This is a genomic window from Paenibacillus luteus (assembly GCF_006542765.1).
Classification (GTDB): domain Bacteria; phylum Bacillota; class Bacilli; order Paenibacillales; family Paenibacillaceae; genus Pristimantibacillus; species Pristimantibacillus luteus.
This window is the reverse complement of the sequence record NZ_SKCD01000011.1, coordinates 346333-372839: the sequence shown is the minus strand read 5'-3', so window position 1 is coordinate 372839 and position 26507 is coordinate 346333. Positions and strand designations below refer to the sequence as shown.

At 48.9% G+C, this 26507-nt stretch carries 22 protein-coding genes; 17 read left to right on the top strand and 5 right to left on the bottom strand.

Going from position 1 to position 26507, the window contains the following annotated elements:
* Window positions 1-65 precede the first annotated feature (65 nt).
* The 3 genes from E0496_RS09655 to E0496_RS09645 form a co-directional block, all read right to left on the bottom strand.
* Window positions 66-1985 (bottom strand): glycosyl hydrolase family 18 protein, encoded by a 1920-nt coding sequence (locus E0496_RS09655; protein WP_141501358.1) that lies wholly within the window; start codon window positions 1983-1985, stop codon window positions 66-68.
* A 190-nt stretch (window positions 1986-2175) separates the two neighbouring features.
* Entirely contained in the window at window positions 2176-2460 is a 285-nt protein-coding gene (locus E0496_RS09650; protein WP_175598033.1) for a DUF2653 family protein, read from the bottom strand.
* Between the two features lie 2 nt (window positions 2461-2462).
* A complete protein-coding gene (locus tag E0496_RS09645; RefSeq protein WP_238404399.1) occupies window positions 2463-2882 on the bottom strand; it encodes a hypothetical protein in 420 nt (139 codons plus the stop codon).
* A gap of 191 nt (window positions 2883-3073) precedes the next feature.
* Here E0496_RS09645 and E0496_RS09640 point away from each other — a divergent pair, with 191 nt between their 5' ends.
* Window positions 3074-3607: a DUF309 domain-containing protein gene (locus tag E0496_RS09640; RefSeq protein ID WP_161601353.1), complete on the top strand. Its 534-nt coding sequence runs from the start codon at window positions 3074-3076 to the stop codon at window positions 3605-3607.
* A gap of 26 nt (window positions 3608-3633) precedes the next feature.
* Here E0496_RS09640 and E0496_RS09635 read toward each other — a convergent pair whose 3' ends face one another.
* Together E0496_RS09635 and E0496_RS09630 are read right to left on the bottom strand one after the other, a co-directional pair.
* Complete coding sequence (locus tag E0496_RS09635; RefSeq protein ID WP_141501356.1) at window positions 3634-4200, bottom strand: beta-class carbonic anhydrase; 567 nt, start codon at window positions 4198-4200, stop codon at window positions 3634-3636.
* On the bottom strand, window positions 4197-4529 hold the full coding sequence (locus E0496_RS09630; protein ID WP_141501355.1) for an iron-sulfur cluster biosynthesis family protein: 333 nt from the start codon (window positions 4527-4529) through the stop codon (window positions 4197-4199). Before E0496_RS09630 ends, E0496_RS09635 begins: the two co-directional genes overlap by 4 nt.
* A gap of 135 nt (window positions 4530-4664) precedes the next feature.
* On the opposite strand from E0496_RS09630, the gene E0496_RS09625 reads away from it, so the two are divergent.
* From E0496_RS09625 to E0496_RS09550, 16 genes are all read left to right on the top strand, one after another.
* Window positions 4665-6179 (top strand): carboxypeptidase M32, encoded by a 1515-nt coding sequence (locus tag E0496_RS09625; RefSeq protein WP_141501762.1) that lies wholly within the window; start codon window positions 4665-4667, stop codon window positions 6177-6179.
* 153 nt (window positions 6180-6332) lie between these two features.
* Complete coding sequence (locus tag E0496_RS09620; RefSeq protein WP_141501354.1) at window positions 6333-7343, top strand: ABC transporter substrate-binding protein; 1011 nt, start codon at window positions 6333-6335, stop codon at window positions 7341-7343.
* A 28-nt stretch (window positions 7344-7371) separates the two neighbouring features.
* Window positions 7372-8169 carry an ABC transporter ATP-binding protein gene (locus tag E0496_RS09615; RefSeq protein WP_141501353.1) on the top strand — a complete coding sequence of 266 codons (798 nt, stop codon included), beginning with the start codon at window positions 7372-7374 and terminating at the stop codon, window positions 8167-8169.
* A gap of 82 nt (window positions 8170-8251) precedes the next feature.
* Entirely contained in the window at window positions 8252-9049 is a 798-nt protein-coding gene (locus E0496_RS09610) for an ABC transporter permease (protein ID WP_238404453.1), read from the top strand.
* A 39-nt stretch (window positions 9050-9088) separates the two neighbouring features.
* Window positions 9089-10057 (top strand): aromatic acid exporter family protein, encoded by a 969-nt coding sequence (locus E0496_RS09605; protein ID WP_141501351.1) that lies wholly within the window; start codon window positions 9089-9091, stop codon window positions 10055-10057.
* A gap of 783 nt (window positions 10058-10840) precedes the next feature.
* Window positions 10841-11404, top strand: coding sequence for an outer spore coat protein CotE (locus tag E0496_RS09600; RefSeq protein ID WP_141501350.1), 564 nt, complete (start codon window positions 10841-10843; stop codon window positions 11402-11404).
* Window positions 11405-11437: 33 nt separating this feature from the next.
* Window positions 11438-13018 (top strand): putative amidoligase domain-containing protein, encoded by a 1581-nt coding sequence (locus E0496_RS09595; protein ID WP_206669737.1) that lies wholly within the window; start codon window positions 11438-11440, stop codon window positions 13016-13018.
* 1704 nt (window positions 13019-14722) lie between these two features.
* A complete protein-coding gene (mutS, locus tag E0496_RS09590; RefSeq protein WP_141501348.1) occupies window positions 14723-17410 on the top strand; it encodes a DNA mismatch repair protein MutS in 2688 nt (895 codons plus the stop codon).
* A 27-nt stretch (window positions 17411-17437) separates the two neighbouring features.
* Window positions 17438-19657, top strand: a complete 2220-nt coding sequence (gene mutL, locus E0496_RS09585) for a DNA mismatch repair endonuclease MutL (protein WP_141501347.1) — start codon at window positions 17438-17440, stop codon at window positions 19655-19657.
* On the top strand, window positions 19654-20430 hold the full coding sequence (locus E0496_RS09580) for a class I SAM-dependent methyltransferase (RefSeq protein WP_141501346.1): 777 nt from the start codon (window positions 19654-19656) through the stop codon (window positions 20428-20430). The genes mutL and E0496_RS09580 overlap by 4 nt, the downstream gene beginning before the upstream one ends.
* The gene (gene miaA / locus E0496_RS09575) at window positions 20427-21440 is read left to right on the top strand and encodes a tRNA (adenosine(37)-N6)-dimethylallyltransferase MiaA (RefSeq protein ID WP_421923543.1); all 1014 of its coding nucleotides are present in this window, start codon (window positions 20427-20429) and stop codon (window positions 21438-21440) included. The genes E0496_RS09580 and miaA overlap by 4 nt, the downstream gene beginning before the upstream one ends.
* A gap of 17 nt (window positions 21441-21457) precedes the next feature.
* Window positions 21458-21703 (top strand): RNA chaperone Hfq, encoded by a 246-nt coding sequence (hfq, locus tag E0496_RS09570; RefSeq protein WP_141501345.1) that lies wholly within the window; start codon window positions 21458-21460, stop codon window positions 21701-21703.
* A 151-nt stretch (window positions 21704-21854) separates the two neighbouring features.
* Window positions 21855-24344 carry a penicillin-binding protein 1A gene (locus E0496_RS09565; protein WP_141501344.1) on the top strand — a complete coding sequence of 830 codons (2490 nt, stop codon included), beginning with the start codon at window positions 21855-21857 and terminating at the stop codon, window positions 24342-24344.
* A 2-nt stretch (window positions 24345-24346) separates the two neighbouring features.
* Entirely contained in the window at window positions 24347-24991 is a 645-nt protein-coding gene (locus tag E0496_RS09560) for a peptidylprolyl isomerase (protein ID WP_141501343.1), read from the top strand.
* A 222-nt stretch (window positions 24992-25213) separates the two neighbouring features.
* Window positions 25214-25771 carry a ribonuclease FAU-1 family protein gene (locus E0496_RS09555; RefSeq protein ID WP_141501342.1) on the top strand — a complete coding sequence of 186 codons (558 nt, stop codon included), beginning with the start codon at window positions 25214-25216 and terminating at the stop codon, window positions 25769-25771.
* Window positions 25768-26445, top strand: a complete 678-nt coding sequence (locus tag E0496_RS09550; RefSeq protein WP_141501341.1) for a YdcF family protein — start codon at window positions 25768-25770, stop codon at window positions 26443-26445. The genes E0496_RS09555 and E0496_RS09550 overlap by 4 nt, the downstream gene beginning before the upstream one ends.
* The last annotated feature ends 62 nt before the right edge of the window (window positions 26446-26507 follow it).

Genomic DNA, 26507 nt, shown 5'->3' with positions numbered 1-26507 from the left:
TTCAGATTTTGATAATAATAAGAACGCCCCTGTTTCCGTTGACCTCGGAACAGGGGCGTTTCACCTTATTTCATACGAAGCATCATCGTCCATAAATCGGAGCTTTCGTAGCCGAGGCGCCATGCGGCAACGCCAGCGAGATCATATTCTTTGGCTAGATCGATGCGGGCTTTGACGGTGGCTTCGGTCTCTGCCCAGAACAAGTAGGTGAAGCCATCCTTCACGTATTTGTATTTCATCTGGCCGGAGGCGGCGTCATAAGTGCCTTGCGCATGAGTATCGGCGATCAGTTTAGGCACTTCCTTCATCAGAACGGCGCGATTGCTAACCAATTTATTGCTGCTGTCGAGCTTCCATTCCCTGACGTAGAAGGGGATTCCCAGCATCAGCTTGTTCCTCGGAATACCGTAGCTAAGAAAATGCTTTACACCTTCCTCGGCCCATTGCAGCCCTGCGACAGAGCCAGGGGTATCACTGCCGCTCCAATGCTCATCATAGGCCATAATAATTATGGTATCGACGACAGGAGCAAGCGCGGCATGATCATACGCGGTTAAGTGATTCCAGCTTAGACTGCCTCTGGGTAAATCAATGGACAGCTGCATGCCTTTTGCCTGCACAGCTTTCGCGAAAGCTGTAACAAAGGAGGTGTAAGCGATTCGGTCGCTGCCGGCCACTTCCTCAAAATCAAGATTGACGCCTGCTGCGCCGAGCTGAGATAGTCTTGTTGTGATTGTGTTAATGAATGATTTCTGAGCTGTGCTGTTTTTCAAAAACGCGGTAGTCATCTGTTTATTAAACTGATTATGAACGAGCGGCATCACTTGGATTCCTTTTTCTTTAAACAAGGAAACGATGGCTGGATCGGATTTATCAGTGACGGTTCCATCTGCGGCAGCAAGCTCAAACCAAGTGGGAGAATCGATCGTTAAGCCTTGCGTGTTAGCGGCATGGCCAATGATCGTAGAACTGGAGGAACTTCCGTTCCAGCCCATATATACTAACTTCTTCGTTTGGCTCCATATGGTTCTGCCTTCACTCGTTCGCACAGAGCTGTTCGCGAAACCTTTGGCATAAGCAACAGCACTGCTTCGCGCGTTGAATGCTTTGAGCTTGTTGTCGCCTTGATAGACGGCTAGGAAAGGAATGCCGGACCAATAAACCTGATCCTTGTAGTAAACCTCGGCATTTGGCGTTTTTTTGGCAAGCTGAACGGCAGCCTCCAGGCTTATAGCTGAGCCTACAATCTTGCCTGCTTGTTGAATCAAATAATCGGAAGTATTCGAATGGACGATCTTGTTTGTCCTTATGTTCAATACTTCGCTGCTCGTTATTCCAGCAGAAGCATGAATGGCTTCCTTAAGAAAGGAATATTGAGGCGTGTCTTCCACTGGTTTCCCATTTAACATCAATTGGTAGACAGGAGCTGCTTCTTGTTGGGCTTTAACCTGTGCAGCTGTAAGGTTGCTCCAAACCCAGGTGTTCGAGTTCAGCTCCATAATATGAGCATTGCCCCATTTAGAGGCTTCTTGCTTAGCAGCTGCAAGAGTAGGAAAGGACCATTTTATATTCGTGTTATCGCCTTGAAAGAGCTGGTATTTCGCGTAGGATTGATAGACCCAGCCAACGTTCTCCAAATCGCGAATATGTACGTTGGTCAGTTTCTTCGCTGCCGAAAGTGCTTCATTGTAACTCTGAAATGCCCATTTGGACTGTGTCTTTCCGTTCTGGTAAAGTTGATAGCGCGGAAGGCTGTCCCAAACCCAGGCGCGTCCGGAAATGGTCTCCACATGGCTGTAGGCGAATTTGCCAGCATAGGCGATAGCCTGTGACTCGGTAGCGAATTCTTTTAATGCCTGATCGTTCTGGTAAACACGGTATTTGGTCATTTGTGGGGACGCTGCTTCGACTGTACTCGTCAAGGTAGTCAGGCTGGTTTGTAAAACTAATAATAGCAGCAGGGTGGTGCTTATCCACTTTCTCATAGATTGTCCTTGCTCACTCCTCTCCATATCCTACAGTTAGACGCAAGGAAAGGGCGGAGGTTGCTCTCTATCTATGAATCCTAGACTAGCAATTATTTCAAATAGAACGATTATCGGTAATTGAACATGAAAAAAAGCACCCAGAGGCGCGTTATCTCACGATAAGCGAAGCTTCTGAATGCTTAATGGTCTAACCTTCTTCAGTAATGTCCGCCCAAAACTCTTCATCCGCATCTAACGTAATGTTGGAGCGAAACACTCTTTTATTGTATTGCTTAATCATATACTGCTCAATAGCCTCAAGGATGTTAGACTCCAGAATGAACTGGCTGCGACCCTTTACCCAAACCTCAGCCGTAAATCCGTATTCCTCTTCCCATGAGAGCTGAACTTCCACATCCGTCGGGCTGACGCCTCTGCGGTCGGCCATGTTCAGGCAGATAGCGTTTATAATTTCATCCGTATAGATACGCACGATTAGTAAGGTCTCCGTTGATCTGGCGGGTTGCGCTTGCTGCGCAAGTATACGAATGCTACGCGTATCAGCATAATGATCGCGAAGATCGCCAGTAAATTAATCATGAAACCCAAAATGTTACCAAATGCGCCCATGCCAGCAAACATACTGCCGAACATCAAGCCAGCCAAGCCGCCGATCATCATGCCTTTCATAAGGCCGCCGCCGCTGAAAAATCCTGGTTTTGTTGTGCCTGCTGTCGTTCCTGCTTTTGTACCCGGGTTGCTTTGATTTACGTTTTCTGATTTCTTAGGGTTTTGCGTTACGCTTTGCTTTGGAGATTTAATGCCGCCGCCCCGTGGTTTTGCATCGGCATACTGTCCAAACCCTAATGTGAAGAATAGAGCTAACGCCAGCATGACCATGAATCCCTTTTTCATCTGTCTGTTCTCCTCCTGGTATCTTTAATACATAAGCTGCTTACCGTCTTTCATACGCATAAGTGAGACTTGGGTTTCATTTATTTATATAGGATTGGTCTAAAAGTATGAAAGTATAAGTGATCTATGCTACTATTTCTAATATTAAATGTGAATTTACAGGAATGATTACACTTGCCCGGGAGGATGACATGACCACTTTTCCTGCTGCTTATTTATCTTATTTAGTGGAGTTTCATGCAACTAGGGATTTCTTTGAATGCCATGAGCTGCTTGAAGAATATTGGAAAGAGCACCCGGAGGACCCGATTGCGGACACCTGGGTAGGGCTTATTCAGCTGGCTGTTGGGCTTTATCACGAAAGGCGGGGCAACAAGCGCGGCGCTCTCAAAATGATGGTCCAAGCTGAGCGCAGGCTGTCTTTATCCCCGCTTGAGCAATTAGGAATTGACAAGGACCACTTAGAAAATCAATTGCTGCCGCGAATTGCGGCGCTGCAGTCAGAAACTGATGCTGAATATAGGGATTTGGATTTACGCCTAACAAGCGATGAGCTTTTGGAACAATGTTTACAGGCTTGCAAGGATAGGGACTTGATTTGGGGAGCCCCCAGTTCAGCGTTCGGGGCTGCAACCATTCACCGGCATACGCTCAGAGATCGCTCGGATGTGATCGCCGCTAGACAGGAAGCTTATGAAGCGAAAAAAAGGGAGCGCAACGGCTGATAAAGCCGTCATGCTCCCTTTTTATTTCAATCTTGCTTATCAGCTGCGTCTATAAGCTCTAGTTGTCCGGTTTCCGAATCAATAATTAAACCATGAACGAGAATGTTTGCAGGCAGCAGCGGGTGGTTGCGAATGATGCTTACGCTGTTAAGCACGCTGTCGTGCACATTGTCGAAGCCAGTCAGCCAGCGCATTAAATTCAGTCCGGAATGCTTAAGCGTAGTGATGGTATCTGTAGACACCCCACGTTCCTCCATATGCTGAATGATTAGCTCGGGATTAAGTCCAGTCATGCCGCAATTGGTGTGTCCGATGACAAAAACTTCATCTGCCTGGAGTTCATATAGTGCAACGAGAATGCTCCGCATAATATTGCCAAAAGGTTGCGTGACGATAGCGCCGGCATTTTTTATGATTTTGGCGTCACCGTTTTTAAGATTCATAGCTTTAGGGAGCATTTCAGTTAACCGCGTATCCATGCAAGTTACGATGACCATTCTTTTTTTTGGGTATTTGCTTGTCGAATAGGTTTCGTAATCACGATTCTCAACAAATTGCTTATTGTAGGCTAAGATGTCGCCGATTTTGTTCACGCTGCACTTCCTTTGGTTAAGAAGCGAAGGTGGTGGGTATAAATCTGGCTATCGCTTTTCAGACTAAAACTGCCGGTTTCCGCGTTATAATCGATTTTCATCTGGGGCTCGTAATAAATCTCGTGACGGGGCTCATAATAGTAGGCGAAAGGCTCGCCTTGGCCAAGCCGATCATCGACAGTCGGTTCATTTATGAGCTGAAGCGCTGGCACGCCGCTAACGACGCAGCCGCAGCCTTCCGTATCATGAAGAAACTTTAGCTTGAGCTCACGGTTATCCAAATAGGGAGTAATTCGTTCAATCGCTGCTTTCGAAAAAATAATATGCATAAGGCTTCCTCTCTTTCTCTCTCTTGCACTGGATGACGAGCAGGTTTAAGATGATTATAAGGATTGAAATAATGAAGATCAAGTGAAGTTCCCATGAAGATAGCAATCCGATAACTATAGAAAGGCGGTACAATGATGTCAACCAAAACGAATGAAGCGCTGAACAGCTTTAAAGAAACGATTCGCAAAATAAAAAGCTATGAGGAAGCGCTCGGCGTGCTGTACTGGGATTTGCGCACAGGAGCGCCCCGTAAAGGAATGGATAATCGTTCTGAGGTCATTGGTGCCTTATCCGCCGACCAATTCAAGCTTTCGACTTCGCCCGAGCTGGGAGAATGGATTTCTGAGTTGGAGGAAAGCACTGCTTATTCAGGCCTGTCTGAGATTGACCAGCGTCTTGTAACGGAAACCCGCAAGGAATACGACCGCAGCGTAAAAATACCTCCAAAGCTGTATCAGGAATACGTGGTATTAGCCTCACAATCCGAATCCAAGTGGGAGGAAGCAAAGGAAAACAACGACTATGCCGGCTTCCAGCCTTATTTAGAGAAGGTCATTTCATATACCAATCAATTTATTGATCTCTGGGGCGCTAAGGAAACCCGCTACGATACATTGCTTGACCAATATGAACCGGGCATGACCGTAGCCGAGCTTGACCGCGTATTCGGCGGCTTGCGCGCGAAGCTCGTTCCGCTGGCAGCGGCAATAGCGAACTCGCCACACCAGCCGGATGAGTCATTCTTAAAGCAAAATTATGATAAATCCGCTCAAAAAGCTTTCAGCTTATACATATTGGAGCAAATGGGATATAACTTTGAGGCAGGCAGATTGGACGAGAGTGCTCATCCTTTCGCTACGGGTTTAAGCCCTGGCGACGTACGTATTACAACACGCTATTTGGAAGATGATGTTACTAGCGCTTTGTTCGGCACGATTCATGAAGGCGGCCATGCACTCTATGAGCAAAATATTATGGAGGAGCTTATTGGAACGACGCTTTGCACGGGCACTTCCATGGGGATCCATGAATCGCAATCCCGCTTCTGGGAAAATGTGATCGGCCGCAGCAGACCGTTCTGGAACCAATATTTCGGCGAGCTTCAGAAACGCTTTCCTGGCCAGCTTGATGTTAGCGTTGATCAGTTTTACCGCGGCAACAACGTCGTAAAGCCGTCCTTGATCCGAATCGAGGCGGATGAGCTGACTTACAACCTTCACATCATTATTCGGTATGAGATGGAGAAGCTGATTTTTAACGGAGGAGCGAAAGCAGCCGATTTGCCTGCCATTTGGAACGACAAATACAAAGAGTATTTGGGCGTGACACCGCCGAATGATGCCGAAGGCGTCCTTCAGGATGTGCATTGGTCTGGCGGAGCGTTCGGTTACTTCCCATCTTACTCGCTTGGCAATATGTATGCGGCGCAAATCGCAGATACGATGGAGAAAGAGCTTCACAGCTTCTGGACGAATGTCGGCGGTGGTGAGCTGCTTCCTATTAAGGACTGGTTAACGGAGCGAATCTACAAATACGGCAAGCTGAGATCGCCATCTGAGCTGATTGAGAGCGTAACCGGCAAGCCGCTCGACCCACAATATTTAGTTGATTACCTGACCAAGAAATATACGGATATCTACAAGCTGTAAAGCAAAACGAATAGGAACGGTAAATAGAAGGCTGTCCGCTCGTCATTGACGATATGCGGGCAGCCTTCTTTTTGCATGCCCATTCACCGCCCAAGTTGTCTTTGCATAGGCTGGAGTACATCAAATGACTTAAATGTGCAGGAGGGACTCCAAATGAAAAGACGTATATTCATGTCGCTGCTGCTTACGGTAGCGCTCGTCATGACTGCTGCGCTCGCGGGCTGCGGCAAAGGGGATTCAGAGAAAACAAAGGTACGGATCGGAGAGGTCACCCGGTCATTGTTCTATGCACCGGAGTATGTAGCACTTGCCAATGGCTTCTTTGAGGAAGAAGGCCTAGACGTGGAATTAACGACGACGCCGGGCGGTGACAAGACGATGACTGCGCTGCTCTCGAACGCCATTGATGTCGCGCTCGTAGGTTCAGAAACTTCCATCTACGTGTATCAGCAAGGAACCGATGATCCAATCATCAATTTCGCCCAGGTTACTCAAACGGATGGCACATTTCTAGTGGCGAAGGATGAAGTGAAGGATTTTGACTGGAGTTCACTGAAAGGAAGCATTTTTCTCGGACAAAGAAAAGGCGGCATGCCCCAAATGGCAGGCGAGTTTGTACTGAAGAAGCATGGCATTGATCCGAAGGCTGATCTGGAGTTGATTCAAAACGTGGATTTTGCCAATATCGCAGCTGCTTTCGCTTCGGGTACGGGTGATTATGTCCAGCTGTTCGAGCCAACCGCATCGATCTTCGAGAAGGAAGGCAAAGGGCATGTTATTGCGTCTTTCGGAACGGAGAGTGGACATTTGCCTTATACGGTGTTCATGACCAAGCAAAGCTATTTGAAGAAGAATAAGGATACGGTTCAGTCCTTCACGAATGCCTTGCATAAAGCGCAGCTTTGGGTGGAGAGCAATGACGCGGATAAGATTGCAGACGCAGTGCTGCCTTTCTTTGAAAATGTGGATCGTGACATTGTTGTAAGTTCAATTGACCGTTACAAGCAGCAGGGGTCCTTCGCTACCGATCCGATTATCGATGAAGCGGAATGGAATAATCTCCTGGATGTCATAACGACAGCGGGCGAGCTTGAGAAGCGTACGGAACACGGCGAGCTGGTTGACACAAGTTTTGCGGAGAAGGCGATCGAAGCAGTGAAATAATCGGCATGCAGAAAATGGAGGCTTGGGCATGAAACATACTCCTGTGCTTGAGCTGCAGCAATTATCACATGTATATGTGAATGAAAAGGAAGCCTCTCTCGCGGTTGAACAGATCGATCTGACGGTTGACCGCGGAGAGTTTATTAGCCTGGTTGGGCCTAGCGGCTGCGGCAAGACGACGGTGCTTAGCTTGCTCGCCGGCTTGTTCCCTCCCACAAAAGGGCAGGTGCTGCTAGGCGGAGAACGGGTAGAGGGGCCTTCGCCAAAGGTAGGTTATATGCTGCAGCAAGACTATTTGTTTCCATGGCGCACGATTAGAGAAAATGCCGCCATCGGGCTTGAAATAAGCGGCCGCAAGACTGAGAAGACTTTACGGGCTGTTGATGAGCTGCTCAGCGAGCTTGGCTTGCCTGATGCAGGGGGGAGATACCCCCATGAGCTATCAGGCGGGATGAGGCAACGAGTAGCGCTTGCGCGAACGCTGGCTACAGAGCCTGAGGTGCTTCTGCTGGATGAGCCATTCTCCGCGCTTGATTTGCATATTAAGCTGCAGCTGGAGGATTTGGTTCATCAGACGCTGAAGCGACTTGGAAAAACCGCAGTCCTTGTCACCCATGATTTGGCGGAAGCGGCTGCGATGAGCGATCGAATCATCGTGCTTGGCCGAAATCCCGGACATATCCGAAGCGAGATTTCCGTTCATGAGCCTATTCGTGCAGCGGCCCCAATGGCTGCACGCAAGCTGCCTAGCTTTCAAGAACTGTTCGACAGCTTATGGGCGGAGCTAGACAAGGATGTCGGTGAAGGAGGCAGGAGTAGTGGATAAGCGAAGCAAGCAGAGTGCTGAAAATGCAGAAGTCCAAGGGCCCATCCATACTTCCGGCATCCAGGAGGATCGACGCAGCTGGATGGGTGATCTTCACATGCGTTTCAAATCACAGAAGCGAAAGCTTACGGCAGCGGTCATCGTGACTCAAACGGTTCTGCTCCTGCTGTTTGTTGGCTTGTGGGAAGCTGCGGGACGTAATAAATGGATCGATCCCTTATTGTTCAGTTATCCCACAAAAATGCTGCAGCAGCTGTGGAAAACGATGGCTGACGGCAGCATTTGGCCGCATGTCGGGATGACCGTAACGGAGACGGTAGTCGGTTTTTTACTCGGTACGATTCTGGGGACGGCAATGGCTGCAGTGCTTTGGTGGTTTCCCTTTTTGTCGCGCGTGTTCGATCCTTATTTGGTCGTGCTCAACAGTATGCCGAAGGTAGCGTTGGGACCGATTTTTATTGTTGGGCTAGGCCCAGGGTTTATGTCCATCGTTGCGATCACGTTATCGGTTACTGTCATCATTACAACCTTGAATATATATAATCGTTTTCGGGAGATCGATTCCGGCTATATCAAGGTTGTTAGGCTGCTTGGGGCATCGCGGTTACAGCTGTTTAAGCTCGTCATCTTGCCCGGCTCGTTTCCGGTCATAATCGCTACGCTCAAGGTTAACGTTGGTTTGGCTTGGATAGGCGTAATCGTCGGTGAATTCCTTGTCGCGAAGCTTGGACTTGGCTATTTGATCATCTACGGCTTCCAAGTGTTTAATTTTACACTGGTCTTATCCAGCCTCATTGTGATCGCGATTGTAGCGACAGTTATGTATCAGCTAGTGGCGATGCTGGAGCGACGGTTGACGGCAGGCTGGCGCGAGCGTTAGGATGTAGGAATAAATCCTATCGTACGCGAGGTTAATTTCATGGGCATTCGCATTATCAAAACAGCTCTGGCAGCCATTGCAGCTATATATACCGCTGTCTATCTGGGTCTGGAGCCGCCGCTTGGCGCGGGCATTCTTGCCATACTCGGCGTCGAAGTGACGCGAATGAAGGGACTTAAGAGCGCATTCGTCCGTTTTATTGCGTCTGTGCTCGGCCTTTTTTTTGCATCGCTTATTTTTTCGTTGTTCGGCTTTCATATTTGGGCGGTGGCCATTTTTATTTTGATTACCTTCCCGGTTCTTTCCCGCTTTCAATTGAAGGACGGGATCGTCACGAGTTCGGTCATCGTATTCCATCTGTTTAACCGCGAGGAAGTAACTACGGGCATTATCGGCAACGAAATACTGCTGCTGTTTGCGGGTCTCGGCTGGGCGACGATTGTAAATATCATTTACATGCCGAAGGACGAGCATCAGCTGCAGCATTACCGCAATTCGCTCGAACAGAACTTCGGTATCATCTTTCAAGAAATGGCTTTCACCTTACGCAATCCTGCGCATGTGTGGAACGGCAGCGAGATTCTTGAAGCTTACAGCGCGATTGAAGAAGGTGCGCAGCGGTCTGTGCGGAATCGGGAAAATCGACTTTGGGGCCAGGAACAGTATTGGTCGACATATTTTGAGATGAGGCGCCAGCAGTTGGAGTCGGTGCAGCAGATGCTCGTGGAGCTGGCATTTGTCTATCAGAAATTCCCGCAAGCCGTGATGATTGCAGACCTGCTTGATCAGCTCGCGAGCGACGTCAAATCGGATGTATATGAAGGCAACGTCGAAGAGCGGCTGCATGAGCTGTCACAGCTGTTTCAAGGGATGGAGCTTCCCAAGACGCGTGATGAATTCGAAGTGCGCGCTTCGCTGCTTAAGCTGCTGCGCGAGTTGGAGCGGTATTTGGGCATTGCTAAGCGCTTGAAGAAAAGGAAAGTTAAAATGGCCAAGCTTCAAGCCTAGCCAGCAGAATAGCAATGGATGAGTAAAATATAGTGAGTGCGAGAGCATGTTGTCCTGCGTATGTCTTTGGGAAATCCAGCCCAAGGCCTGCCAGGACTTTTTTTGATCATCGACGCAAAAATTCATGATATGCTTTTGAAAAAGGAGGGATGAATGTGAATGCCTTCAAAGAGCGGATTGAGGAACTAAATGCGAAGCTGATTGAGGTTGAAGTGCAAACGAAAGCTCAATATTTCGTGCTAGAACAAAGCTAACTCGAACTTCACTTACCTGGAGTGTTGAAGGTTTTATTCAAGGCTATTGGAAGCGTCAAAAGGTAACGTTCTTTTGTGATTTATCGTCAGATGACAGTTTTGAGAATTGTATCAGCGAGATGAATGATTTTATTAAAATACCAAGATATCGAAAAGATAGCAGAGGAGTTCGACGGATTTTCATGAAATAACAGCCTGTTCATATATAGAAAGCCGATTATAGGCGATTTAGTTTAGCACAATGTTTTTATGGATTGTTGGCTTTTTATTGTCCATAAGGCTGCTGCTTTTTGTACCGTGAACGGATCTAGTTCTATATTTATAGGTCTTTATTCTATTTTTGTGGGCGAGGTTGCCAAGCGCGAATCATTTACTTTTATAGCACATATAGATGTAAGGAGACGCAGCGAATGAGTGTTAATATCCCACTGCTATTGAACATAAACATTTATATGGGACCACTTAATCAACATTTGCCTATGTCCTGCATACACTTTAAATGAATGATTGTATGGAGGAGGTTAAATCAATGGCTATTGCAGATAAGCAGCTACAGTACAGAGAAATAATTACGAAGGCTGTCTGCGGCAAAGGTCGTAAGTTTTCCACTGTAACCCATACCGTAACGCCGCCTCATAATCCGACTAGTATTCTCGGAGCATGGATAATCAACCATCAATATGAAGCGGTTCGTTCGGGCGACGGCATTGAGGTAATTGGTACTTACGATATCAACATCTGGTATTCGTACAGCAAGAACTCGCAAACGGACGTGGCAAAGGAATCCGTGCATTACGTTGAGCACGTGAACCTCTCCTATGTAGATCCGAAGCACCGGCCTTCTACAGTTGAAGTGTCTGCCGAGGTGATTCAGGAGCCGAACTGTATCGAAGCCAACATTTCTTCGAACGGTTCGAGTGTCGTGATTCGTGTAGAGCGTGAGTTTGCAGTGGAACTTGTCGCCGAGACAAAGGTCTGCGTTGCGGTTCTTCCAGGCGGTTGCGGCGACCTGGACGGCAAGGATTTGGAATTCAGCCTCGGCGATAACGATTATGAGGATTTGGATCCAGATTTGCTGGACGATGAGTTGTAAGCAAGCCGGGAAGCTTTGCTGTCAAGGTATCATATGCTGCGCAAGCGGCAAATTCGAGGGCGAAAGCCCTCTTTTTTTTTGAAATATTTAAATCGTAAAAATTACCTTTACATAAAAGGAGTAAAGGCGGGAAACACAATGGCTTCGACATGGATATGGAGAGGGAGCTACGATCGGTTAGAGCGGATTGCTTACACAGGGAAAGAGCTCCATACTTCCGGCGAGCGCAATGGGCAGCCGCTTAATGCACAGCCTTGGTCAGCGGTTAAACCGGGCGATGCGGTATTGGCGTGGTCAGACACGCGCGAACTCGATAGAAGCCGGTTTCCGGGCGTTTGGGTGCTGAATGGGAACGGATATATTGTTGCAAAGCAAAGCGACGAGGAAAAGCAGCACATTTGGCGCAGAGCCGGATTGTGCGGAGGCGCACCGCTGACGAGCGAGCGTTTGTATCTTGTCAGTATCGTGCATTTGGAACCGGTGGACATGGTACGCATAGATGCGGCTGGTAAGGTTCTGCCGGGCAGGCGGATGGAATCGAGGAATGCAGAACTGAGGAACGGAGAATCACGGAATGTAGAGCCTGTGGATGCTGGCCTTAAGCAGATTGGAGCCTGGCCGGAGGACCCGGCGCTAAGGCGAGTGGCGCGAACGGCAGTCGCGGCACTCTATGCGCTCGGCCTCGATATTGGTGAGGCCGAGATTGCGCTTGGCGGGGACGGACGAACAGTCGTCCGCGCCGCTTGGCCGAAGCTAAGGGACACGAGGCTGGAGGCGGTTGTGCTGCGCCGATTTGCCGCGTGGCATGCGGCGGCGAGAGCGGGGGAGGGCGATCGGCGGCTGCGGATTGGCGCCGATCCGGAGTTTGTGCTGGTGACGCCGGGCGGTAAGATCGCATCGGCGTCGCGGTTTTTGGGCGCTGGCGTCGGCGGGGCAGCCGGGGCCGACGCCCTGCTTGTGGGGCGACGGCTGCTGTATCCCGTCGCTGAGCTGCGGCCCGAGCCGGCCGAGGACCCGGCCGCGCTCGCCGCAAATGTGCGGCGCCTGCTGCTGCGCGCCGCCGATCGCATCAGCGACCCAAGCTTGCGCTGGGCCGCCGGAGCCATGCCCGTGCCGGGGCTTGCGCTCGGCGGGCACATCCACCTCAGCGGAGCGCCGCTCACGAGCCGCTTGCTCCGCCTGCTGGACAGCTACGCGGCATTCCCGCTCGCTCTAGTCGAGGACCCCGCTGGGCGGGCCCGCCGTCCCCGATATGGGATGCTCGGGGACTTCCGCCTGCAGCCGCATGGCGGGTTTGAGTACCGAACGCTGCCAAGCTGGCTCGTATCGCCGGCAGCGGCCAAAGCCTCCTTCGCGCTCGCGCTGTTGTGCGTCCGCGAGGAGCAGAACCTGGATTACATACCTGCTCTGGAGGAGCGGTATGTTGAGGCTTATTACGCCGGCGACCGCGCAGTGCTGGCCGGCTGCTTGGATGCGCTGGCCGCATCGCTCGCGGCCACGAACAGCTACACTGAGCTGGCTCCGTATATTGAGCCTCTCCTTGATGCCGCTAAACGCGGCAAGACCTGGGACGAACGATCAGATATCCGCGTCAAATGGCGGCTTCCTCATTGATGAGGGAGCTGCTATTTTTTGTGATGCGTGCCGAGACATGGGGATCTTTTAGAAATCTGACTAAATTCTAAACAAGTCTCCATCGTTATTAGTAAGCCATAGTCATAGGGGCAGATAGGAAAGTATAATAATACGTTATTTATTTAACGTTATTAAATATTCCAGACTGCTCAGTTATGAGCCTGTTTTCTGGAAACGGTTAGGCGCGACGTATTCACCCTTTATTTAATGCCATTAACATTTGTGCATCAGATTGATCATCAATTGTGTGTGTTTAATACATCTACTTTTCAATGCCAGATTGATATTATTCATGCGCTTGATAAAGCTCTGATTAACCATTATTTTTTGCTTGTTAAAGCATCATCCTATCTACGTATTGGTAAGTAATTGTTAATGAAAATGCCGGCCAACCGGATTTTTTCGATAAAGCCAAGCCCCCTAATTAAGACGGGATGAAATCATTATCTAATTTATTTTAAAAAGATTTCCGATCCTTTTCTGAGACGAGTTTCCTAAAGTGCGCTGAAATACTGTACCGTTGATTTCCAAAAAACAGAGTCCATATTGAATATACTTTGGGAAAAGATTTCACTTTGTGATTGGCAGAACGACCTCGAGTAGTTCTTTATTTAACCTCATTAACTACCAGGGATTTAATGAATATAGCTAAGCTATCCTGTATTTTTGCTCTATACAAAGAGGATTAAGAGGTCTCTCGGAAGCTATAATGTACGAATGCATGCTAGCAGGCTTTTGACCTTCAATCCACAGATGAAAGGAGCAATTTTACTGCGAATATGCAGGATAGCATATTTTTCTGTGCCGAAATAAGGTAAGTTAGTGCCTACGTACAATATAGCCTAGCCATCTTAAAACATATTCTATTCAAAATCTACGCGTGATCTAAAAAGAAGCCTTTATGACACAAAACTAAATAAGATATTGCTACTATCATTAATTCAAACTGAAATACCATTTTCAACCCAACCCAACCCAACCCAACCCAACCCAACCCAACCCAACCCAACTAAACTGTTACAAAAATCTTCGTCAGAAAGCTGTTGAAGTATAGAGGATAATATTAGAACTCGCAAAAGGAGTTTGTTGGAGCATATGAACCCAACCATGAAATAATTTCAGGTTGCGTTTCCATTAACTTTTCAGTTAAATGTTGGCTACACTGCCTAATTAGAAATATTTCAACAGCAAGAATGAATTAGGAAGGCAGGCAGGTAAGAAGGTATTTTAAATCCAATAATTATTTAGTTTCAATAGTCTCAGAAGTAAACGCAGCTATGCCGAAATGGGTTAAATTGTTTTTGATGTAAACCTAGCTATGCCGAAATGGGTTAAATTGTTTTCGATGTAAACCTAGCTATGCCAAAATGGATTAAATTAGTTTCTGATGTAAACCTAGCTATGCCAAAATGGATTAAATTAGTTTCTGATGTAAACCCAGCTAAGCCAAAATGGATTCAAAAAAGTTTCTTTATCAGTAAAATCATACTTATCTATAACGACCATGCCCGCATTGGTTGTTTTCGCTTATAGCGCACATCTGTTCCGCTTGTTATAATAGATATCTAATGTTTACTGCATGGTCGGAATGTCATTAAAGGAAGAGGCCATGTAATTAACGCTGTTAAATAAAGATGAGCTTAAAGCAGAATGACGATACATAGGTTCTTGAGGAGGATCGGAATGGCTGGATATACTCCAATGATTTTGCAATATCTTGCGATTAAGGAAGAGGCGAAGGATGCTTTTTTGTTTTTTCGGTTAGGCGATTTCTATGAGATGTTTTTTGAGGATGCGATAGCAGCTTCCCGTGAGTTGGAAATTACTTTGACAGGGAGAGAAGGCGGCGGCGAACAAAAGATCCCGATGTGCGGCGTGCCATACCACTCTGCCGAGAATTATATTAGCCGATTGGTGGAAAAAGGGTACAAGGTTGCCATTTGCGAGCAGGTTGAGGACCCTGCAGTCGCCAAAGGCGTCGTGCGCCGTGAAATCGTTCGCATTATTACCCCAGGCACCGTCATGGAATCGAAGGCGTTAGAAGGCAAGTCGAACAACTTTATTGCGGCCATCGTTCGCGTTGGCGGAATGCTTGGACTATCGGCATGCGATTTGTCGACGGGCGAGCTTTATGTCACCTCTTTCCCAGAACATATGGAGGCGTTGATTGATGAGATTAACGTCTATCAGCCGTCTGAGCTAGTGGGGGACAAGGAGCTGCTCGGCAAGGTGCAGGAGGCGGCTGTATGGAACAAACAGCTGCTGTTGACCGCACGGGAGCCGATGTCAGCGGACAAGCTTGTCGAACAATTTGGCGATGCTGAGCTGGCGAAGGTCTCGGGCGCACGTTTGCAAGCAGTAAGTGTCTTGACCGGTTATCTGGAAGAAACGCAAAAACGTTCACTTGGGCATGTGCGTGCGATTACAAGCTATGAACCGAATCAATATATGATTTTGGACCATTACACGAGAAGAAATCTAGAGCTTACCGAGACGGTACGCGACCGCAATAAGAAGGGGTCGCTGCTTTGGCTGCTTGATCGGACGCAGACCTCCATGGGCGCGCGCCTGCTTCGCCGCTGGATTGACAAGCCGCTGCTCAGCAGCACGGCAGTTGAAGCCCGGTTGGATGCGATTGAGACTTTGTATTTGAATCTGATTTTAAGAGACGATATCCGCTCAGAGCTGCAGCCCATATACGATCTTGAACGACTGGTCGGCCGGGTTGCCTTCGGCAGCGCGAACGGACGCGACTTGAACGCACTAAGAAGCTCGCTGCGCCGCATTCCACAGTTAACGGCACTTTGCGAGCAGTCCGGCTCTAACGTGCTTAAGGCGCTTGTTGAAGGCGCTGACCAGTGTTCGGATTTGGCGGACCTAATCGAGACTGTATTGGTAGACGAGCCTCCTGTCACCATTAGGGAGGGCGGCTTGATTCGTGCAGGGTATGACAGCTATCTGGACCAACTTCGCGAAGCAAGCACGAACGGGAAAAAATGGCTTGCGGAGCTGGAGCGCCAGGAGCGCGAGGCAACCGGCATCAAAACGTTAAAAATCGGTTACAACCGTATTTTTGGTTATTATTTGGAAGTCTCTAAAGCGAATCTGGCCATGCTTCCGGAAGGAAGGTATGAGCGCAAGCAAACGCTTGCCAATGCTGAACGGTTCGTAACGCCAGAGCTGAAGGAGAAGGAACGGCTGATTCTTGAGGCTGAGGATAAAATGGTCGATTTGGAGCATGCAAGATTCATCGAGCTACGGGACCATTTGTCGCTCCATCTGCATCGGCTTCAGAAGGCAGCTGCGATTATTGCCGAGCTTGACGTGTACCAGTCGCTAGCGACGGTTAGCGCCGAGCGCCGTTTTACGCGGCCGAAAGTAACCGAAGCCTACGATTTGCATATTGAGGATGGCAAGCATCCGGTGGTCGAAGCGATGATGGACGGCACGCCGTTTATTTCAAACGGTACGGGCCTGCATAAGGATGACCAGTGGATGCTGCTTATTACCGGACCGAACATGGCTGGGAAAAGCACGTATATGCGCCAGGTGGCGCTTATCTGCATCATGGCTCAAATGGGCTGCTTCGTGCCCGCCAAGTCGGCGGTTATCCCGCTAATCGACCGAATTTTCACTAGAATTGGCGCTGCCGACGATCTAATTGGCGGTCAAAGTACGTTTATGGTCGAGATGAAGGATATCCAGCTCATGACAGAAAAAGCGACAAAAAATAGCCTCGTTATTATCGATGAGCTAGGCCGAGGCACCTCGACAGGCGAAGGCATGGCCATTGCGCAAGCGGTCATCGAGTATGTCCATCACCATATTGGCTGCAAAGCGCTCGTATCGACCCATTTTCATGAGCTGGCGCATCTGGAGGAGTCTTTGCCTTCATTAACCAATGCGCGTATGGCTGTAGAAGAAAGCGGCGATAATGTAACGTTCCTGCGGAAGCTGATACCTGGTGCGGCAAGTACCAGCTACGGCATTTATTGCGCTCAGCTTGCGGGACTTCCGCAGTCGATTATTGGCAGGGCTTATGAGCTGCTGGATGAGACGCTTGTTGTTGAAGCGCCTAAAGCATCAGGAATGTCGGCTGCAGCTTTACCGGGCTTTTCATATGCACCGCTTGCTTCCGTTCCCGAAGCGGAGAGCAAACAGCCAGAGAAGGTCATGGAATCCCGCGGTATGGTTCAGCTCTCGATCTTTGATGAGCCAGCAGCTGCCAGCGAGGTAGAACCAGCGAAGAAGAAAGCTAGTCCAAAGGCTGAATTGCTGGCGGATCAATTACGTAAGCTTGATCTGTTTAATCTAACGCCAATGCAAGCGATGCAATGGCTGAACGATATGAAAAACAAATTGAACAATTAGCCTGGCGAGAGGGGGAACAGTGACGTCATGGGGAAAATCAAAGTGCTTGACGAGCAGCTTGCCAACCAAATCGCAGCAGGCGAGGTGGTGGAACGGCCAGCTTCTGTCGTGAAGGAACTAGTCGAAAATGCCGTCGATGCCGGCAGCACTACAGTCGATATTACGATTGAAGAAGGCGGCTTGTCGCTTATAAAAGTGGTTGATAATGGCTATGGCATTGAAGCCTCCGATATCGTTACAGCGTTTCAACGCCATGCTACGAGCAAAATCTCTACGAGCAGCGATCTTTTTCGGATTGCGAGTCTTGGCTTTCGTGGGGAGGCTTTGCCGAGTATCGCGGCCGTATCCCGTCTGCAATGCGTCTCATCCGAGACATCCACGGGACTGGCGCGCCGAATCGTGATTGAAGGCGGCAAGGTTACCATCGATGAACCGGCAAACGCGCCGCAAGGGACAGAAATGACCGTACAGGATTTATTTTATAACACGCCTGCCCGGCTTAAATACATGAAGGCCATTCAAACCGAGCTTGGCCATATTTCGGATTATGTCAACCGGATTGCGTTAGCGCACCCCGGCATTGCATTTACATTCAAGCACAACGGAAATGTGCTGCTCCGTACGCTTGGCACCGGGGACAGGCTGCAGGTGATTGCCGCTGTTTACGGATCGAATACAGCCAAAGTTATGCTTCCGATCGAAGCGGAAACGTCAGATTACGAGCTGAGAGGCTTTATCTCGAAACCTGAGCTTACCCGGGCTAACCGGAACGGGATCACTGCGATCGTCAATGGGCGCTACATCCGCAGCCATACAATCAATCAGTCCTTGCTGCAAGCGTATCATACGCTGCTGCCGATCAACCGGTATCCGCTGGTTATTTTAGAGCTGGGCATGCATCCGAGCCTGCTCGACGTCAATGTACATCCTTCGAAGATGGAGGTCAGATTCAGCAAAGAGCCTGAACTGCGGACAATGATCGAGCAAGCGATTAAGGACGTACTCGGACGTCAACGCCATATCCCAGGGCCAGAGTCAAGCAGAAAGGCAGATCGTTCCAAGCCTGTTTTTGTCCAGGATGCGATATCGTTTCACCGTCCTGAGCCCGCAGCAGAAGCTTTTAAGCCATTTCAGCCGGCAGCGACTCCTAAACCCTCGGCTAGCAGCTATAAGCCGCCTATCATTGAACGGGAGTATGTGCCCAAAAATGCAGCGGAGAAGCTTTATGCACCACCAGCAGCGAGCAGCGACTCTCTTGCTGTCCGCGAGGCTTTTGCACCATGGGAGCAAGCTGCGCCAACCTTAGCTAGCTCACCGGACCAAGCGGATCGTTCCGAAAAGCAGACATCTCAACCGGCCGATTTGCCAGGTATCGCTTCTAAGCAGAATGCTCAACCGTTGGCTTATACCCTAAATGTTCAGGGCTATACAGAACAGCCGGTTGAGCAGGTCAACGATAGCATAGAGCAAAGTGCACAGGCGACTGCCGAACAGCTAACTGCTCAAGCCAGCAAGATCATATCGCAAAGCACTCAGGTGTCTTCCGAACAGTCGTCAGAGCAGCCTGAAGCAGGTGAAGTTAGCAGCGAATATTCGCCTTCCGCTGAGCAACCGGTTGCTCAATTGCCTACGGATGAGGATGTACAAGATGGACAGCCGGCGTTTCCAGAGCTTTATTGGATTGGCCAGCATCACGGAACATATATCGTCGCCCAATCCGAGGACGGACTTTATTTGATTGATCAGCATGCGGCACATGAGCGGATTAATTATGAATATTTTTTCCAAAAGTTCGGGAATCCCGAATCAGCAAGCCAGCAATTGCTTGTGCCTTTGACGTTAGAATTTACAGCGGGGGAAGCCTCGCAGCTCAGAGAGCTTCTGCCTTTGTTTGCGCAGGCTGGCGTTGAGCTGGAGGCCTTTGGCGCACAAACCTTCCTCGTTCGCGCTTATCCGGAGTGGATGCCGCAGGGAGAGGAGCAGGCTCTGCTTGAAGAAATGGCTGAATTGCTCATTTCGGAACGCAAGTCCATCAATATCGGAAAGCTGCGCGAGAAAGCGGCCATCATGTGTGCTTGCAAAGCATCCATCAAAGCCAATGACAGAATGAACCGTGAAGAAGGCGAAACGCTGCTAGCGAGGCTTGGCCATTGCAAGCAGCCCTATACTTGCCCGCATGGTCGGCCAATCATCGTACATCTTTCGACCTACCAGCTGGAAAAAATGTTCAAGCGGGTGATGTCGTGATCGTTACAACAACGGCTAAGCCGAGCCAGCGCGCGCTAGCGCAAGCAGAACGGCTTGCCGGAGAGCTCGCTTCACCGCTTAGATCACGAGGCAATCTGACCGTTAATAAGCTGCTCACCTTAACACAGGACAAGAGATTGCTTGTCGTTACCGAAGAAGAGGTTCGTTATTATGACGGCCAAGCAGAGACGCCGTTGTATTTCCATCCCAGCATGGCGTTTGTCCGCGTGAAGCGGCTGCGACGGGGGGAGACAGACCCGCTTATTCAGCTCTCCGGATGCGAGGCAGGCGACCTTATCGTAGACTGCACTGCGGGGCTGGCTTCGGATTCTCTCGTTTTCTCCTATGCCGCGGGTCCTAGTGGAAAGGTGTCTGCTCTAGAGAGCGAATCAGTGCTTTGCGCCCTTGTGCGGGAGGGTTTGGCGGGCTATCAGACTATGCTCGAAGATGTGAATGAAGCGATGAGGCGCATCGAAATGATAAACGTTCATCATCTTGTTTATTTAACGGGTTTGCCTGATAAAAGCGTTGATATCGTATATTTTGATCCCATGTTCAGAAAGCCGATCCATGAATCGAGCTCGATGGAGCCGCTCAGGGCTGTGGCAAATATGGATGCTTTATCCTTGGAGACCATCGAACAAGCGAAGCGGGTTGCCCGCAAATGCGTAGTGCTTAAGGAGCATCAAGCAAGTGAAGAATTCGCGAGGCTTGGATTTGAGCGCCGCCATGTGAATACTTCGAAAATTGCATATGGAGTGATACAGCTTTGAATACAGAACTTACGGGCTTGGATTCAGGCCTTGAAAATAAACCACAACGCAAGCAGCCGCTGCTTGTTCTTATTGGGCCAACTGCGGTAGGCAAGACGCGTATGAGCCTAGATATTGCAAAAGCCTGGAATGCGGAAATTATTTCAGGTGATTCGATGCAGGTATATTCCGGCATGGATATCGGAACAGCCAAAATCGCCATGGACGAACGGGAAGGCATCCCGCATCACTTGATCGATATTTGCGAGCCGGATGTTGCCTATTCCGCTGCGGATTTCCAAGAAGGGGCGACCAGGGCTATCTCGCAGATCGCTGCTCGCGGCAAGCTGCCTTTTATCGTTGGAGGAACCGGACTTTATGTAGAATCAGTCTGCTATCAATTTCAGTTCGCGGATATCGGCTCGGACGAAGCGTTCAGGCTGGAGCAGGAGCGTTATGCCGCTGAACAGGGCGCTGAAGCGCTGCACGCAAGGCTAGCGGCGATTGACCCGCCGGCTGGCGAGCGATTGCACCCTAATGATTTGAGGCGCGTGATTCGTGCATTAGAAGTTTACCACATGACTGGCGAGACTTTTTCGGAGCAGCAAGCAGGCCAAACGAAGGAGTCTCCCTACGAACTTTGCATCATCGGTTTGACTATGGACCGTGCGGAGTTGTATCGTAGAATAGAGCAGCGGGTAGATTTGATGATGGAGCAAGGGTTAGTAGAAGAGGTGAGACGACTACTTGAAAGAGATTTGCCGCCTGCGGCAGTTGCTATGCAGGGGCTAGGCTACAAGGAGATTGCGGATTACTTGCAAGGAAACTGCACATTGGAAGCAGCTATAGAACGGCTCAAACGGGATACGCGAAGATTTGCCAAGCGCCAACTCTCCTGGTTTCGCCATATGAAGGACATTCATTGGATTGATATGGGGGAAAATTTTCACAACAATTTGCAAGCTGTTCATGGTATAATAGCAGGAAAGTTTCAAGTTAATCTTGAATATAATTCTAATCAATCTTTTTAAGACGGGGGTAACGTCCAATGAACAAATCGATCAATATTCAAGATACGTTTCTGAATCAGCTGCGCAAAGACAACATACCGGTTACGGTTTTTTTAATGAATGGGTTCCAAATTCGGGGCGTTATTAAAGCATTCGATAATTTCACGATTATCATTGACAGCGAAGGTCGTCAACAAATGGTTTATAAACATGCTATTTCGACGTTTACCCCGCAGCGAAATGTTTCCCTTATGCAGCAGGATCATAGTGGTTCCGATTCATAGGTGATAGCGTAAAGTGAAACTTTCTAATAACGAGTATCGTTTAACTAGATAGCGGCAGGTAAGAGCAACCCGCTCCAAGCTGGGTTGCTCTTTCCATTTCGTGGCAAAGATAGATTAGACGGACTATGGAACAACAGGAGGGGAGTCGGCAATGGCTGAGCGACCACGCAGCAAGACTGCACCGAAACCAAAGAAGAAAAAGAAGATATCAGGACGGAAATGGTTTTACGGTTTATTTTTTACCGCGGTTATCGCAATTGTATGTGGCATTATCGGGTATCTGCTTATTATTTTAAACGGGGAGCGGGTACTGACGGAAAATGCCAATAAGCTGGTATTTGGCGAAGCATCGATTATCTATGATGTGAATGAAGTTGAAATTGCAAGATTATCGGACCCGGACGAGAATCGGGAGCTGGCTGAGTTTTCAGAGATTCCTGAGCAGTTGCTCAATGCGATCGTAGCAACGGAGGATCAGCGGTTCTACGAGCATTCAGGCATAGACTTCTTCGCGATTGGCCGTGCCGTCGTCAAGGACGTCATTGCGCGCAGTGCAGTTGAAGGTGCGAGTACGATTACGCAGCAGTTAGCCAAGAACGTCTTCCTAACGGCTGACAAAACGTTTTTCCGGAAGGCGACGGAGGCATCGATTGCTGTTGCGCTTGAGCAAAAAATGTCCAAGCAGCAAATATTGACGATGTACTTGAACCGGATCTTTTTCGGGAAAAGAGTACATGGGGTCAAGGAAGCCGCAAAGTTTTATTTTGATACGGACCTTAAGGATTTGGAGCTTTGGCAGATTGCTACGATAGCAGCGATGCCTAAAGCGCCAAACCGCTACAATCCGATTGCTCATCCCGAGGATTCAATGAACCGCCGTGCCGTAGTTCTGAAGCTTATGTTCGATCAGGGCTATATTACGGCAGAGGAGATGGAGCAAGCGAAAGCGGTTGTCTATGAAATTCCAGAAAACCATGCCGAAAGAAATACGGATAAATATCCGGCATTTGTTGATTATGTCGTTGAAGAAGCGGTAGAGAAGACGAATCTTTCCGAAGAAGAGCTGCGCATAGGCGGATTTAAGATTTATACGACGCTTAACACGCAAGCGCAGGATGTCATGGACAATCAATTCAGCAACGATGATAATTTCGAGAAAAGCAAGGACGACCAGCAGGTACAAGGTGCGATGATTATTATCGATCACCGCAATGGTGAGATTCAGGCCTTGTCAGGCGGTCGCGACTATGTGAAAAAAGGACTTAATCGCGTCGAAGTAGCCCGGCAACCTGGTTCGGCCTTTAAACCAATCATTTCATATGGCCCTGCTTTAGAATCAGGGAAGTATTACCCTTGGACCGTGCTTGCCAATGACAAGAAATGCTACGGCAATTATTGCCCGACCGACAGATGGGGCGCCACAGCCGTCTCTATGACGCAGGCAATTAAGGATTCTCGCAATTTGGCTTCGGTATGGATGCTGAACCAAATCGGCTTGAAGAGCGGTTTTGCTTTTGCTGGCAAACTGGGCTTTACTCTAGAGGATGACGATCGCAACTTGACAGCTGCACTAGGCGGACTTACCAAAGGTGCGACGCCGATGCAAATGGCAACGGCATACAGCGTGTTCGCGAACGGTGGCAAATCCGTTGACCCTCATACGATTTTGAAAATTGTTGGCAAAAATAAAGACCCATATACGTATGAGGCACCAGCCTCCAAGCAGCTGATGTCTGCACAGACTGCCTATTACTTGACGGAGATGATGCAGACGGTCGTTGAAAAAGGCGGCACGGGCACCAAAGCGGCCATTGATCGTCCACTAGCGGGTAAGACGGGTACAACGCAGCATGGTATTCCGGGTTACAGCGGCTCCGGAATTCGGGATGCATGGTTCGTTGGCTACTCACCGGAGTGGACAGCAGCCGTCTGGATGGGATACGATAAAACAAATGTTGACCATATTCTAAAGACGGGCAGCAGCCAAGCAGCTGCCATGTTCTCCAAGGTCATGAAGAGTGCAATGAAAAATGTGCCGAAATCCAGCTTTAATAAACCGCAAGGCATTAAAGAAGACAAGCCGCCGGCAACGATAACGAATTTTAGCGCCGTCTTCATTCCGGAAGAAATGAAGGTTAAATTATCATGGGATCCTTATCAGGATGGCAAGGTGACTTACCAAGTTTTCCGCAAGGAAGCGTCGGAGACTGATTATATCCGTTTTGTGGATTCGCTTGTTTCAACTGGGGTTGATGATATGAGCGCGTTCCCGGGAATGACCTACGAATACTATGTCGTAGCGTATGACGCGGAAAATGACCAGGAAAGCGCGCCTTCCCAGAAAATTAAGGTGACCATTCCGGAAACGGAAATCATTCCGGAAATTCCAATGGAGCCGGACCCGCATGATCCAAATGGAGGAGAAATCACACCTCCGGTGGATGGTGGCGGTGAGGAGCCAACTCCAACGCCAAGCGATGGAACCGAGCTTCCAACCCCAACGCCTGATCCTGGTACGGGCAATGGTTCAACAGATCCCATTCCAACAGATGTACCTGCCATGGGGACAGGCAATGAGAATAATACGAATACATTAGGAAATACGGCAACCGGCGGCAATTCGCAAGGAACGGGTGGTTAGTAATGGCGGATAGAAAGAAAGCGCGGTTCCTCTACTTGATTGCCCTTGTCTCAGCAGTGATTCTTATCGCTGGCTGCAGCAAGGGCGGATCTGGTTCAGAAGGGAGCAGTGCTGGCGCTTCGACAAAAACGATGAGCTGGGACAAGATGCCTGAAATGCAGATTGATCTGGACAAAACGTATGTAGCGAAGTTCCAAACGACTAAAGGCGATTTTACTGTCAGACTGTTTGCGGATGAATCACCAGTTACGGTAAATAATTTTGTGTTCTTGGCCCGTGAGGGCTTCTATGAGGGACTTACCTTTCACAGCATTATCGAGTCCTTCATGATTCAAAGCGGTGATCCGAAAGGCAATGGAACGGGGACACCTGGCTATGTGATACCGGATGAGCTGAGCACGGATGTGAAGTATGAGGAAGGCATCGTGGCGATGGCGAATGCCAGCAAGCCGAACTCGGGCGGCAGCCAGTTTTTTATCTGCACCGGTCCTGATGCGGCTAATTTAAACCGCGAGCCCAATTATACGATTTTTGGCAAGGTGGAGAGCGGTATGGATGTCGTCAAAGCCATAGCCAAAACACCTGTGAAGGACAACATTCCGAGCGAGGTCATTAAAATTAATTCCATCGAGATCGTTGAGCAATAAGGAAGAATACCGCCAGAAATGGCGGTATTCTTTTTATTTTGAGTGAATAGCTTGGTTTATTTTGTCTGTCGGCTGGAGATGGACGTTAAGATATGGTAATCTTTTTTTATAGGTAGATGTAAACTGTCGTATGTCGTGATGGGTTCATTGTGAAGGAACACCAGGAGGAGCTGCGCCAGGCTTGGCGCACGAATCCCAAATGAACGGAAAGGTACGTTCCGTATGAAGAGAAAATTTTCAGACCGGGCCAACTGGAGGCGTATCTTGCGCAAGAGCTATTCGTGCTTAGCGCTGGACGGCGAGGAGTTCAAAGGTCTCGTTACGTTTTACCGGATTCACGAGCTCAGAGAACCGTTATGGAAGGAATATAACGGGCGAAAACTTTGTCTGGCTGATCGCGGTTACTTGTGGATGCAGCATTTTCCGAAGGGTGAGCATTTTGTGGTTACGACGATGTTCGATGATAAGGGACGCGTCGTGCAATGGTATATCGATGTTTGCAAGACGCAGGGCTTGACCGATCAACAGGTGCCTTGGTTCGATGATCTTTATCTGGATGTGGTTGTTCTCCCAAGTGGGGAAGTATTCTTGATGGATGAGGATGAACTGGAGGATGCTTTAAGGTCAGGCGATGTGAACAGCAGGGACGTCGCACTCGCGCGAAAGACTGCGGGCAAGCTGCTGTCGAGCATTCGAAATGGCCGTTTTCGTTATTTTACGCTTAGTCTGAAGCATCGGAAGAGCTTGCTAGAGCGAACCGGCGAGCTAAGCGAATCATGAATACTGCAACTAGAAGAAGGAGCAGCTCACGTAAACGAACGAAGAAAAGTCGTCCGTGGCTGTTCCTGTTTCGCGTTGCTGCCTGGATCATTTGTATAGGCGTGTTTTGGTGCGGTTATCTGCTTTGGTTAATTAATGGTTTTCCCGTGAACAAGCCATTAGCTAAGGCCGATGCAGGCATCGTGCTTGGAGCGGCTTTATGGAATGATGTTCCGAGTCCCGCTCTAAAGGAGCGGTTGGACTTCGCATTGCAGCTTCACGAGGCTGGTAAGGTGGACAAGCTGATCTTGTCTGGTGGTCTTGATGCTAACGGAGCAAAGAAGACCGAAGCCGAGGGCATGCGTGACTATTTGATTGCAAAAGGTATTTCAGCTGACAAGCTGTTGCTAGAAAATAAAGCGACTAGCACTTATGAAAATTTAGCTCTTAGCAAACGGATAGCCGAAGAGAACAACCTGGGAAAACTGGTTGTCATCACGCATGATTATCATGCGGCAAGAGCGAAAGAGATTGCCAAAAAGCTTGAATTCAAAGGCTTTCAAGTTGCCGCAACAAAATCCAAAGTGTTGAATCCCTTATATAATGAATCGCGAGAGGTACTTGCTTTTACCAAATGGAAGATGGACTCGCTGCTTCTCACGCTTGGAATCCGTTCGTCGGAATCGCCGCTGTAAATCTGCTAATATGCTGCTGCAAGATAGAATAAACTTGTAGTGCGGTCAGCCGCTACAGCTTT

Bases quoted from the DNA above. Each gene is read 5' to 3' on its own strand.
- mutS (WP_141501348.1), top strand. From the start codon at position 14,723: ATGGCTGGATATACTCCAATGATTTTGCAATATCTTGCGATTAAGGAA.
- E0496_RS09600 (WP_141501350.1), top strand. From the start codon at position 10,841: ATGGCTATTGCAGATAAGCAGCTACAGTACAGAGAAATAATTACGAAG.
- E0496_RS09555 (WP_141501342.1), top strand. From the start codon at position 25,214: ATGAAGAGAAAATTTTCAGACCGGGCCAACTGGAGGCGTATCTTGCGC.
- E0496_RS09610 (WP_238404453.1), top strand. From the start codon at position 8,252: ATGGGTGATCTTCACATGCGTTTCAAATCACAGAAGCGAAAGCTTACG.
- E0496_RS09560 (WP_141501343.1), top strand. From the start codon at position 24,347: ATGGCGGATAGAAAGAAAGCGCGGTTCCTCTACTTGATTGCCCTTGTC.
- hfq (WP_141501345.1), top strand. From the start codon at position 21,458: ATGAACAAATCGATCAATATTCAAGATACGTTTCTGAATCAGCTGCGC.
- mutL (WP_141501347.1), top strand. From the start codon at position 17,438: ATGGGGAAAATCAAAGTGCTTGACGAGCAGCTTGCCAACCAAATCGCA.
- E0496_RS09630 (WP_141501355.1), bottom strand. From the start codon at position 4,529: ATGCATATTATTTTTTCGAAAGCAGCGATTGAACGAATTACTCCCTAT.
- E0496_RS09620 (WP_141501354.1), top strand. From the start codon at position 6,333: ATGAAAAGACGTATATTCATGTCGCTGCTGCTTACGGTAGCGCTCGTC.
- E0496_RS09605 (WP_141501351.1), top strand. From the start codon at position 9,089: ATGGGCATTCGCATTATCAAAACAGCTCTGGCAGCCATTGCAGCTATA.
- E0496_RS09565 (WP_141501344.1), top strand. From the start codon at position 21,855: ATGGCTGAGCGACCACGCAGCAAGACTGCACCGAAACCAAAGAAGAAA.
- E0496_RS09615 (WP_141501353.1), top strand. From the start codon at position 7,372: ATGAAACATACTCCTGTGCTTGAGCTGCAGCAATTATCACATGTATAT.
- E0496_RS09655 (WP_141501358.1), bottom strand. From the start codon at position 1,985: ATGAGAAAGTGGATAAGCACCACCCTGCTGCTATTATTAGTTTTACAA.
- E0496_RS09550 (WP_141501341.1), top strand. From the start codon at position 25,768: ATGAATACTGCAACTAGAAGAAGGAGCAGCTCACGTAAACGAACGAAG.
- E0496_RS09645 (WP_238404399.1), bottom strand. From the start codon at position 2,882: ATGAAAAAGGGATTCATGGTCATGCTGGCGTTAGCTCTATTCTTCACA.
- E0496_RS09595 (WP_206669737.1), top strand. From the start codon at position 11,438: ATGCTGCGCAAGCGGCAAATTCGAGGGCGAAAGCCCTCTTTTTTTTTG.
- E0496_RS09640 (WP_161601353.1), top strand. From the start codon at position 3,074: ATGACCACTTTTCCTGCTGCTTATTTATCTTATTTAGTGGAGTTTCAT.
- E0496_RS09625 (WP_141501762.1), top strand. From the start codon at position 4,665: ATGTCAACCAAAACGAATGAAGCGCTGAACAGCTTTAAAGAAACGATT.